Origin of the sequence: Proteus sp. G2609 (assembly GCF_963896135.1) — a bacterium.
Classification (GTDB): domain Bacteria; phylum Pseudomonadota; class Gammaproteobacteria; order Enterobacterales; family Enterobacteriaceae; genus Proteus; species Proteus mirabilis.
This window is the reverse complement of the sequence record NZ_CAWQNB010000024.1, coordinates 192,426-204,324: the sequence shown is the minus strand read 5'-3', so window position 1 is coordinate 204,324 and position 11,899 is coordinate 192,426. Positions and strand designations below refer to the sequence as shown.

Below are 11,899 nucleotides of genomic sequence, written 5' to 3'. Positions count from 1 at the left end.
GGAGCAAGAGCGCCTAGCCAGACTGCAAGCTGAGCAAGAAAAAGCGGAGCAAGAGCGCCTAGCCAGACTGCACGCTGAGCAAGAAAAGGCAGAGCAAGAGCGCCTAGCCAGACTGCAAGCTGATAAAGAACTTCCCCCTGTAGAAGATGAACAAGTACAACAGGCTAAAGAAAAGGTAAAAGAGAAAGAAACAGCAAAATCATCGACAGCGATCAGCAAACCAATCGATGTAGAAAACAGCTATAAATCCATGCAATTAATGGCTGAAAATGGCTATAAACTTATCGATATGCAACAAGGTCAATTGCGCTATCTCGCTTCCGCCACCTGTTCTGTCGGTACTGAAAAAGCATGTCTTAGTGGCTTCACACACTATCAAAATATTGATAAAGCCAACGCTATACAAACGGGCATTAGTGGAGCTTATCGTTTTGATATCAATCAAACACCATTAGTGGTTGGTCTTGCTATTGATAGCGATAGCTACTCTTCCTTACCGACAGGCTATGAATATCAAGGATACCCTTTACCGTTAATTGGTTTTAGCGTTGATTTAATCCCGTCACTAAACCCAACCTCAAATGGCAATGCATTACATCTTTCATTAAAAGGGGCATATGTAAACCGCAAAGTCACGATTAAAAGACCAATATTAGATAATACCGAAGCGGGTAAAGGCCACGCAAAGATCTCCGGTTATTATATTGATTTACAAGGATATTATCCTTACACACTCAATAACCTTATCACTGTAACGCCTTTTGCAGGACTTACTTTTAATCAAACATCACGCTCTGCTTATAGCGAAACACAAGGGGCTAAATTTGCAGCCCATTATCAAGAACTTAATGCACATTCATTGCTTGCAAAAATAGGATTAGGAATAGAGTATACGGTCAATGCCAAACTCAAACTGGACAGCAAAGCGGGTTTATTATGGCATTTATCACATCACCAAGGTGACTTCCAAAGTGATATTGATTATCTAGGCCAGCAAAAAATTAACTATAACGACAACAAAAAACAGTTAGCACAGCGTCCATTTGCTAGTGTAGGGCTAACTTACCAACTAGATAAACAGTCATCTGTTAATACGACAACAAATTGGCAAATGACCCCTTATCGTAATCAAGATATTCATATGGGTATTGGTTATACATATCGTTTTTAATTCCTTATTATTATTATAATTAGTAGTAATAGTTTGCTTCCTATATTTCAAAATACAGGAAGCTTTTTTTTATTAAAATCGCTCCAGTATCCTTTTTACTATCAACATGTTTTTTCCTTATCTACCCACCATATTCTGGTAGATACTTTTTCTAGTAAGGCTTTATTGTGACTAAAGATAATTAAACTTAAAGGACGTTTTTGACTTTCATCGATTAATACTTGCCAAATTTTGGCTTGGATCTGAGCATCTAATTGTGCAGTCACTTCATCTGCAATTAATAATTGTGTTCGAGGATCAAGTGCTCGTAGTAATGCAATACGTGCCAATTCTCCTCCTGATAACTCATTAGGCCTACGGGTTAACCACTCTGGCTCTATCATCAATTTTTCAAGCCACAGGCTATCAGGCACCCATGCATCACGTACACTCTCTCCGGTTGTTCTAAATGGATTAAAACATTTATCAGGATGTTGCGGAACCAGTTGAATGGGACAATAACCTTTTTTAGGCAGAGGTTGCTGATTAAAAAGAATTTGCCCACTAGTCGGCATTTGCCATTGTGCTAATACGCGACCTAACGTTGTTTTTCCTCTACCACTTGGCGCAGAAATGCCTAAGCGCTCTCCTGCCTCTAATGAAAAAGAGAGATCATGCCATAACATCTTACCGGCTTGTTGCACAGAGAGTTGTTGTAGCGCTAAAAGTGGCATAAAAATAACCTCAAAAATAGGGTTCTCTAAGAGAAAAAGGTATATAAAGAAGATAATCTATCACTACTCAATATGAGTATGGGTTGCAAGCCCCCTCTTGTAGATCTAAAAACTGCTGTTCAGGCAGTGCATTCCACAATGTTTTTAGCCACTCACTCCCACCATGATGATAAAGCGCTTTAGCAGCGACTATCTCATTTAGCTCCCCTTGCCTCAACACAGCAATGGTATCGGCATAACGAGCAGCCAAAGCTAAATCATGGGTGACCCATAGGACTGATTTACCTTGGTGACATAACTCTTTTAAATGCTCTAGCAATAAACAAGCGTGTTCATCATCAAGCCATGATGTTATCTCATCAGCCAGTATATATTGTGCATTAGATAATGTTGCATTGCAGGCGAGTACTCGTTTAGCCATTCCCCCCGATAATTTTGCGGGGTAAGTTTTCACTAACGAGCTAGAGAGGTGATATAAACCAAATTGGTGTTTAATATCTTCATAGGTGATATCAGCACCACTTAACCGCGCTGAACGGCCCAGTTGTTCACCAATGCTAATTAACGGATTAAGCGCTGTTACACCTTGGGGAATATAGCAAAAAGTATTACCACGATAAGCAATAAGCTCTCGCTCGGTTAACGGATGCCCATTAAGTTTAATTGTGCCTCGGGTTCGCATATTAGCAGGTAATAGTCCCAATGCACTTTGCAGGAGTAAACTTTTACCTTCACCGCTCCCCCCCACTAAAGCCAGCATTTTGCCAGGTTTAATATCAAGAGAAATAGATTTTAATAAAGGCTGCCAAGTGCGCTTTCCTAACCAACGAAACTGCGCAATATCAATGGAAAGCTGTTCAAAACTTAACATCCTGCCCCTCTTAACCATAGTTGCTGCATGGCTTTAGCAAATTGATCAAATATCAATACCAAGCACATTAAAATTAATCCGGGAAAAAACACCATCCACCAAGCACCGGTGCTTAAATAACGTAAGGCATCCGCTAATAGCAATCCTAGAGAAGGCTCATGCGCTGCTTGTCCAAAACCTAAAAAGCTCAACGCAGCACTATGCAATACCGCATGTGGAAACATAAGCAACGTTCCTACAATCCATTGCGGTAATAACATTGGGATATAGTGTTTTTTCACACACTCAAAAGGTGTATTGCCAATACGGCGAGATAGCATCACATAATCTGCTTCACGAATACGTTGAATTTCACCACGTAAAATTAGGGCTAATTTGGGCCAATGGGTTAATGCAACAGCCCAGATAACACCTTGCTGTCCCCCACCTAAAGTAAAACAGATCAAGATCAATAACAGTAAATGAGGTAATGCTAACAAGGCATCAACCACCCCTCTGACCAATAAATCACAATGGCGATTAATGGAGGAGATCCCAGCAAATATCAAAGCAATAGCACCACTGACAACAGCACTAGTTACACCGATATTTAAGCTACTTAACATACCTTGAAAACAGCGTAACCACAGTGAACGGCCTAAATTATCCGTGCCAAACCAGTACTGAGTAGATGGCGCTTGGTTTCTAGCTAAAAAATCCATCACAATATCAGTATGAGAAACAGATAAGCCATAAATAATCAGCCCCACTAATACGATTGAGACAAATAGCAGTCTAAATAAAGGCTTATTGGGATCGTAAATCATAAGTCGCGCAAAATTCCTTTATTAATTCGTCGTAACAAGTAGTTAGAGATACTGTTTCCAAAGAAAATGAGAATTGTGCTAAATACAACAATCCCCATTAATAGGGGGATATCCCCACGCAATCCGGCATCTACTGTCGCTTGCCCTAATCCCGGATAAGCAAAAACCTTCTCCGCCAATAATGAACCACCTAACAATTCACCAATTGATGCAAACTGTAAGCAAAGTGCGGGAGTAATGGCATGACGTAGAACATGAAAAAGCATCATAGCCCAACCTTTATCACCTTGGGCTTTAGCAAAATGAATAAATTCACTGCCCATCACTTCAGCAACTTTTGCGCGAGTATGCAGTGCGATATTACCTGTACCTAATAATCCTAACGCTATCATAGGTAAAATAAGATGCGAAAAACGTTGGCCCAATGTGGCTGCTTCAGCACTACTGCCCATCGGCCATGCACAGCAAATGGGTGCCCAGTGTAACGTTACCGAAAACAGCGATAACAACAGCAATCCAACCCAAAAAGTCGGTAATGAGGCCAGCAAATAAGAGAGGGTTGAGATGATCCTATCAGGCCAACGATTAAGATATCGTCCTGCCACTAACCCCATTAACACCCCTATTACACCTGAAAATAGCCACGCAGAAAAAAGCAGGATAAACGAAGGCCCTGCCCGTTGGCGAATAACATCAATAACCGGCATGTTATAGAGCATGGAATAACCAAAATCACCTTGGATTATCTGGCTAAACCAGAGCCAAAAACGCATCCATAGTGGCTGATCCATCCCCCAGCGAGCCGCTATCAGCGGATACTGCTCAGGCGGAACGTTTAGCAAATCACTACCGATATAGGCCTTGATCGGATCAATCGGCGAAAAACTTAATAAAATAAAAACACCTGCTGTTGTTACCAGCAGCAGGCATAATAATCGCAGGAAAAATCCTACTGTTTGACGTATTACTGACAAGTCCACTTCCAAGTATCTACGCTATTTAATAATGACCATGAACCGTGAATTTCCGGAGCGCCAGTACCTAAATCAACACAAGGATCGGTTAAGTAAGTATGCTGAATATTCATTAACCAAGCCCAAGCAGCATCACCTTTGATACCGACGCCATTTTTACCATCCCACTCTACCGCTTGCCAATGTGGGACCGCTTGTTGCCATGTCGGTGCATCTAATGCTGCTTGTAAATGCTTTTCAACGGCAGGATTTTTATAATACCCAGGATTATAGTAACCCACACCTGCGGCATTCATACTATAGTGATGATAGAGCTCCATCGGATCAAGACTTCCCCAACCAAACAAAGTCGGGTTTGAGTGCATATAACGCTCTACGGTATCCCAGCTTCCTGACTTAAGATCCATTTGAATGCCAAGAGGTTGCACTAACGCACGAATTGATTCAGCTAAATCGCGACGAGTTGCATCACCACTGGTGTACCAGAGTGTTAATTTCGCTTCTAGACCGTCTTTTTCTCGAATGCCATTTTTATTGAGTTTCCAACCCGCATCATCAAGAATTTGTTTGGCTTTTTCAATATCACCATCTTTAAATGCGGCCTCGGTTTGATCCCAAGGTAATCCTTTTACGCCGGTATAAGCAGGAACTGCATATCCATCTAATACTTGCTCTGCCAGTAATTGGCGGTTAAGGGCATAGTTAATCGCTTTACGGATGGCGATATCTGCAGTGATATCATTACCGATATCATACCCTTGTGCATTTTTCTCACCTGATTTCACCATAGGAAAGACAATACCACGATTTTCAACACTGGCTCTTTCCCACAATTTTACATTAGGCAAATTTTTAGCAATGGCTGCGGTGGCAGGAGGAATACGAACAACCCCTAGTTGTCCACTTTGAGCGGCAGCAAAGGCGGCATCTTCATCAAGAAAAACAAAGATAAGCTTTTCGAAATCATTTTTCTTACCCGCATAATAAGGGTTTGCCTCAACGATGAGTTGCTGACCCGGTTGAAAACTGACCATACGATAAGGACCGGCACCAATCGGCTTTTGTGCATAGGTTTTTTCATCATATTTATCAGCTGAAACAATGCCTAGCGAGCCTAATACATTAACAAAAGTACTTTGAGGCGCTTTTAAAGCAATAGTGACATGTAAATCATCATCTGCCGTTGCAGAAAGAAAGTTTCCCATATCCACTTTACCGCCACTTGCCGCGGCATTGTTATAGGTAAAGGCAACATCTTTTGCAGTTAAAGGGGAACCATCAGAAAATTTCAAATCTGGTTTTAACGTCAGCTTCCATGTTGTGCCCTCTGCACTAGGCTGATAATCACTGAGCATATTGCTATACCAACTCAGATCCGCATTTTGCTTTAATAATGGGCTGTGTAGCAGTAAGTAGCTACCATGGCTCCACCCTAACATGGGATCAAAACCTTCTGTCGGCTCTTCACCAATGGCTAATTTTAAGGTTTGTGCTGAAGTAGTAACAGGAACACTAAGTGCGGCTAAGCAGGATAAAGCAATAAACGATTTTCGCCAACTAAACCGAATAGACATAAATATTCTCCGATTTTTTAGATACGACTTATCATCAGTCTCAATCTGTTTGAAAGAGGCAGAAAAGAAATAAGTTAACTGTTGTTATTATGATGTTCTGCACATTGATGCAGACAAAAGGATTAATTGCTTGGCATCATAAAAGCTTTTCTTGAATTACTCGAATAATATCCAACATTTTATTGATTTTACATAAACTTTCATCAAGCAATAGCGTTCAATATGACAATTTTTTAAATAGAGCACAGTTTTTTTCTAATAAATCAGTTATATAGGTTATGCTCATTCTTAATCGTGAGCATATAACAAAATAAATTGCTATTTTTACGAAATAACCTAATTTTACGATAAGTATATTAATGAAAAAATAAAGGGTGCAAATTATTACACCCATTTATATTTATTCTGCTAATATTTTTTTCAGTCGAAAATAACGCCGCCCTAAACGCCATTTTAATCTAAAATCTTTCGCATTTTTCCAAATTAATGCCCAAATTCCCCGCTCAAAAAATACCTTAACTATCTGTTTTTTGGTTTCTGGTGAACTAATCGCATCAATAGAATGAATAATACCTAAACCTTCTTTGGCTATTTGCCAATAACAAGCATTGATCGTTTTTGCTATCTCAGCATGGCGTTGATTAATAGCATCCAGCATCTCAAGTATTTTCATATAGTTATAAATTGTTCTTACATGAATACGATCATCGGGTGTCGTATGCGACACGGAGCCTGAATGAATAAAATAGTCGTAATAACGCTCATCGATATATTTTACCCGTTTCGCCGTTAATAACACTTCTGTCGTCCAAGGAATATCTTGGTGATGCAAACCCGGCTCAAAGTAATAACCATGCTCCAGTAAAAACTGACGTCGATAAATATTTAACCATGTAACATGTAAGAACTTTTTCGACTCAAGAGCACATTCAAGCCATTGAGGCCCGGTTAATACCTCTGTGGTTGTTAAACGCGTTGAAGGAAAGATAGGGCGTGTTGGTCGGTTTTTATCATCATAAACATAATTCCCATTACAGGTTGCCACATCCAAATTATCGGCTTGGGCAATTTCAAGTAATCGGGGATACATGCGTTTATCTATCACATCATCAATATCAGGAAAAGCAACGTATTCCCCCTTTGCAACAGCAAATCCTGTATTACGCGCAACGGAAACACCTTGGTTTTCTTGTGTTAAAATAGTGACATTGGGAAAGTGTTTTTCCCATTTATCTAAGATCTGACGAGAGTTATCAGTAGAGCCATCATCAACTAAAATAAGTTCCCAGTTTTCCAGTTGTTGTGCATGTAAACAATTAAAAAACTGTGGTAAAAATTTTTCACCATTAAAAACCGCCACCACAATACTTAATTGGGGAAAAGAAGAGGACATACCGAACCTTTTATTTTTTTAATAAGACAGAAATATTTTGTCGTGAACATTTTTGCTTAAGGGCATTAAGGGTAGCAAAGATAGTTAGCTTAATATGAAGCTAATCTTGCTATGTTACACTTAACATTAATCAAAAAGTGCGCTTTTTGAGCCAATTAGGCCTCTAAAATCCACTAGTTAGGCTAAGTATAATTAATTTTGTCTTGATACTGATGAAGAAAGGGTTAAGGATGTGCGTTTTTTAAAAAAGATAGGCTCAAGATGACTGTTTACCAATGAGTGATATAAGTTACAAAACTGTCTTTTTTTGGCGGTTGTGACACTTATATCACTCATTAATATAAAACATCCGCAGAACGGATGTTTTTTACTTATGGATACTTATTTATACTTTATGTTTTTTATACTTTAATTTTTCTATTCTTCGATATCGTCTTCATCACAGACTTCAAGCTCAGGAAAGTAATCAACTCGCCAAGACTTAATGCCTTGATAAACTTTATCAACAGCGTTTCTTACCGCTTCGGTCATTGGGTAATAGAATCCCACCAGATCGGGCTGGATCCCCAAGAAAGTAATATCGGGGATATCGTCCTTTAATTGATCTATCAGAAAATTTAACGGCATGTTATGGGTGCTCATAATAAACATTTCTGCAATATAATCAGGATCTATTACCCTTATTTCACCAGGTTTTAAACCAATATCAGCCGCATCAACAATGACAACACATTGCGGTTGTAATGCTCTTATTTGATAAGAAACATTCTCTGGCGCACTTCCCCCATTGATAACCATCCAACCATCAATCGGGTTTGCTTCCATTAAGTCCGCTAATAGAGGACCGGCTCCATCATCCCCCATCATGCTATTTCCTACCGTTAATACGACCTTAGGTGCTGTCATTGTTTCACTCATGGTTTTCTCTTTACAATCAAATAAATCGCTGGCTCTATAACAATTTCACCTAATAAATTAATCAGCGTTTGGCTCCACTCACTAAAAAGTGGATCATCACTTTTGGCAATAGGATCGAAAGCTAAAGCTAACATGTGAGTATGTTCAGAATTGATATTGATCTCACCGAAAGTTAGCAATCCTTGCATTTTTCGTTTTGCTTCCCCCTCAGGTAATAAATCAATCCATGCTTGATATTTTTCTAAAGGACAAACCAACTCTGTTTTTAAGCAGTCAATCATGCCGACGTGATGACCAATCGCCAACGAGTAGTACATCACTTGTTGCGCCTGCTCAGGTATATCATCATCGCTATCAACAAACTTTTGTCTTAATGACCAAAAGTAAACTTTAGCGTCATCAGACATGAACGCCTCCTTGGTTTAATGAATGCACCAGTCGTTTTACAATTTCCGCTAAACGAGGATCATTCGCTTGGCGTAACCATTCATCAACACGCCCACTGACTTCTTGTACTGTGGCACCATCAAGTAAAGTGAGGAAATGATCACTAATTTGTCGCCCTTGATAATAACCAGCAAGACGACGAGCTTCACGCTCTATCATTACCCGAGTATCAAGAGGGATCGACGGCAGTAACAGTGACGCTTGCTCATTATCCACTTCAGTGTGATTTTGACCTTTTAGTTTTTGATCTAATAAGCCTAATGCCACAGCAAAACCATAAATAGTTGCTGCAGGTGTCGGAGGACAACCAGGGATCCACACATCAATAGGAACGATGGTTTCACTCCCACCCCATACACAATAGAGATCGTGGAATATCCCACCACCACAACCACAAGCGCCATAAGAGATACAAATTTTGGGATCTGGTGCTGATTCATAAGCACGTAATGCCGGTACACGCATTTGGCGTGTTACGGCACCAGTAAATAACAAAATATCAGCATGGCGAGGTGAAGCAACCACCTTGATACCAAATCGCTCGGCATCAAAAACAGGTGTAATTGCAGAGAAAATTTCAATCTCACAACCATTACAACCACCACAGTCAACACGATAAACATACGCGGAACGTTGAATATCTTTCAATAACGTTTTTTTCAGCTTTTTCACCTGATCACTTAATGTGATAGGTTGGCTGACATGATGATTGATGGGAATTTCTGGTAGACTCATTTTTTCACACTCCCGACATTGCCCATACTAATATTTTCTTGACCATCAGAGAGTAGGTTATGTTTACGTTTACACTCTGGGCAAGTTTCAAATTGTGGACGCATTGCCTCAACAGTTTGTGCATCCCAACCCGATTGCACCAGCAGTGCCATAGCGTAATCAACAGATTTTCTAGGTGTAAAGGGTTGATGACACTCACGGCAGCTTAATAATTTAAATGTACCTTTAATATAAAGATCTGATTTTTGTGTGACTGCCGTTTCAAACATATCTGATAATACAATTGCCCGAGTTGGGCAGACTTCTTCACAGCGGCCGCAATAAATACAACGACCAATAAATAACTGCCAGTGACGTTCACCCGTTTCGAGGTTGGTTTCCATGGTCAGTGCATTCGCAGGACATGCAGAAGTACAAGCCCCACAAACAATACATTGCTCAGGTGAGTACTCAGGTTTTCCTCTAAAACCATCAGGGAGTTCTAATGGTTTAAAAGGATATTTTGTTGTTGCATCGCCTGTTTTGATAATGGTTTTAAACAATTTTAACATCGTTCAGTCCCTCACTTGAGCGGCGAATTTTTACGTTCGATGCTATAACGTTCAATTTCTTTATAAGAAACTGTTTTCGATTTACGTTTTTTCACATCGACAAGCGTTACCCTGTCAGTACAGGAGTAACAAGGATCGAGGCTACCGATAATTAATGGTGCATCAGAAACCGTATTTCCTTGTAACATATAACGTAGTACTGGCCAGTTAGCGTAAGTGGCCGCACGACAACGCCAACGGAATAATTTTTGATTATCACCCAACATACTCCAGTGAATATCTTCACCTCGTGGAGCTTCGGTAAAACCAAGTGCAAATTTATAAGGTTGGTAGGTAAAGCCTTCAGTTAATAACGGTCCTTCCGGCAGATTATCTAAGGCATATTCAATCATTGCCATAGAATCAAGCACTTCCTTAATACGCACCATCACACGTGAGAAAACATCCCCGCCTTCATAACTAAATAGGGTTAATGGTAAGTTGCCATAATCTGCAAATGGGTGATCAAAGCGTACATCACGTTTAAAACCACTGGCTCTGATCATCGGGCCTACCGGGCTGAAATCACGCGCGACTTTCTTATCTAAAATCCCGACCCCAACGGTACGCTGTTCCATATTTGGCGCAGAAAGTAAGATGTCGACTAATTCAGTGACTTCTTTGCGCATTTCTCTGACTAATTGGATAGTTTTAATACGTTGATCTTTTAAAATATCGCGACGAATACCACCAATTAAGTTTAAGCCGTAGGTTTTACGTGCTCCCGTCAGCATTTCAGCAATCTGCATGGATTTTTCACGAATACGGAAGAATTGCATGAAACCGGTATCAAATCCGGTAAAGTGACTCGCTAAACCGATATTTAATAAATGACTATGTAGACGTTCAACTTCTAATAAAATAGAACGGATAGTATGAGCACGACGAGGCACTTCAATACCTAACGCATTTTCAACAGAAGTGGTATATGCCACGCTATGTGTAAAGCCACAAATCCCACAGACACGGTCTGATAGGAAAGTGACTTCATTATAGCCCATACGGGTTTCTGCCAATTTTTCCATACCACGGTGTACATAGAACATGCGATAGTCAGCATCAACAATATTTTCACCGTCAACAAATAAACGGAAATGTCCCGGTTCATCAGACGTAATATGCATAGGGCCGATAGGAACGACACGCGCATCTTGTTTGCCTTCGTTCACAAACGGATAAGTTTCTGTTTCTGTGGTTGGCGTTGGACGTTGGCGATAATCCATGGCATCTTTACGTAACGGGTACATATCTTCAGGCCAATCATCTGGAAGCACTAAACGACGCTCATCCGGTAATCCCACAGGAATAAGACCATACATATCACGAATTTCACGCTCTCCCCATACTGCTGCAGGAACTCGCGGGGTAACAGAAGGAAATTCAAGTGTAATAGGACTAACGTGTGCTTTAACGACTATCCAGCACTTTTCACCCTCTTCCATCGATAAGGCGTAATAGACGGCATAATCACCATTTAAACTACGTTCATCGTTACCAAATAAAACAGGTAACCAGCCTCCTAAACCGTAATATAGATACTCCACCACTTCAGGCAGTGATCCCGTTTTAACTGTTATCGTCAATTGATCAGCGGTTTGTCGCTCTTCATCAAGAATAGCTGATGGGAATTTTTCTCGAACTTTAGCAACATAACCCGCACCGAGTTCGTTTCCCTCTTTTCTACTGACATAATTTTGATAGCTCACG

Annotated in this window: 12 protein-coding genes; 1 reads left to right on the top strand and 11 read right to left on the bottom strand. The window is 40.3% G+C overall.

Features of this window, described 5'->3' with window-relative positions:
* The coding region (locus AACV01_RS06580; RefSeq protein ID WP_237585000.1) for an autotransporter domain-containing protein at positions 1-1,171 on the top strand (1,171 nt) is incomplete at its 5' end.
* Positions 1,172-1,272: 101 nt separating this feature from the next.
* Here the strand turns inward: AACV01_RS06580 and AACV01_RS06575 are convergent.
* The 11 genes from AACV01_RS06575 to AACV01_RS06525 all read right to left on the bottom strand — a co-directional run bounded on the left by AACV01_RS06575 (position 1,273) and on the right by AACV01_RS06525 (position 11,898).
* A complete protein-coding gene (locus AACV01_RS06575) occupies positions 1,273-1,884 on the bottom strand; it encodes an ATP-binding cassette domain-containing protein (protein WP_004250173.1) in 612 nt (203 codons plus the stop codon).
* A 67-nt stretch (positions 1,885-1,951) separates the two neighbouring features.
* On the bottom strand, positions 1,952-2,755 hold the full coding sequence (locus AACV01_RS06570; RefSeq protein WP_046334465.1) for an ATP-binding cassette domain-containing protein: 804 nt from the start codon (positions 2,753-2,755) through the stop codon (positions 1,952-1,954).
* On the bottom strand, positions 2,749-3,561 hold the full coding sequence (locus AACV01_RS06565) for an ABC transporter permease (protein ID WP_046334464.1): 813 nt from the start codon (positions 3,559-3,561) through the stop codon (positions 2,749-2,751). The genes AACV01_RS06570 and AACV01_RS06565 overlap by 7 nt, the downstream gene beginning before the upstream one ends.
* Complete coding sequence (locus tag AACV01_RS06560; RefSeq protein ID WP_004245681.1) at positions 3,558-4,541, bottom strand: ABC transporter permease; 984 nt, start codon at positions 4,539-4,541, stop codon at positions 3,558-3,560. The genes AACV01_RS06565 and AACV01_RS06560 overlap by 4 nt, the downstream gene beginning before the upstream one ends.
* Positions 4,526-6,109, bottom strand: a complete 1,584-nt coding sequence (locus AACV01_RS06555; RefSeq protein ID WP_012368417.1) for an ABC transporter substrate-binding protein — start codon at positions 6,107-6,109, stop codon at positions 4,526-4,528. The genes AACV01_RS06560 and AACV01_RS06555 overlap by 16 nt, the downstream gene beginning before the upstream one ends.
* A gap of 400 nt (positions 6,110-6,509) precedes the next feature.
* Positions 6,510-7,502, bottom strand: a complete 993-nt coding sequence (locus AACV01_RS06550; protein WP_161682606.1) for a glycosyltransferase — start codon at positions 7,500-7,502, stop codon at positions 6,510-6,512.
* Between the two features lie 417 nt (positions 7,503-7,919).
* Entirely contained in the window at positions 7,920-8,420 is a 501-nt protein-coding gene (hycI, locus tag AACV01_RS06545; RefSeq protein ID WP_004245684.1) for a hydrogenase maturation peptidase HycI, read from the bottom strand.
* Complete coding sequence (locus AACV01_RS06540; RefSeq protein ID WP_004245685.1) at positions 8,417-8,827, bottom strand: formate hydrogenlyase maturation HycH family protein; 411 nt, start codon at positions 8,825-8,827, stop codon at positions 8,417-8,419. The genes hycI and AACV01_RS06540 overlap by 4 nt, the downstream gene beginning before the upstream one ends.
* Positions 8,820-9,602 (bottom strand): NADH-quinone oxidoreductase subunit B family protein, encoded by a 783-nt coding sequence (locus AACV01_RS06535; protein ID WP_004245686.1) that lies wholly within the window; start codon positions 9,600-9,602, stop codon positions 8,820-8,822. Before AACV01_RS06535 ends, AACV01_RS06540 begins: the two co-directional genes overlap by 8 nt.
* A complete protein-coding gene (gene hyfH, locus AACV01_RS06530) occupies positions 9,599-10,153 on the bottom strand; it encodes a hydrogenase 4 subunit H (RefSeq protein WP_004245688.1) in 555 nt (184 codons plus the stop codon). The genes AACV01_RS06535 and hyfH overlap by 4 nt, the downstream gene beginning before the upstream one ends.
* Before the next feature lie 11 nt (positions 10,154-10,164).
* On the bottom strand, positions 10,165-11,898 hold the full coding sequence (locus AACV01_RS06525; protein WP_004245689.1) for a hydrogenase large subunit: 1,734 nt from the start codon (positions 11,896-11,898) through the stop codon (positions 10,165-10,167).
* Position 11,899: the final 1 nt, after the last annotated feature.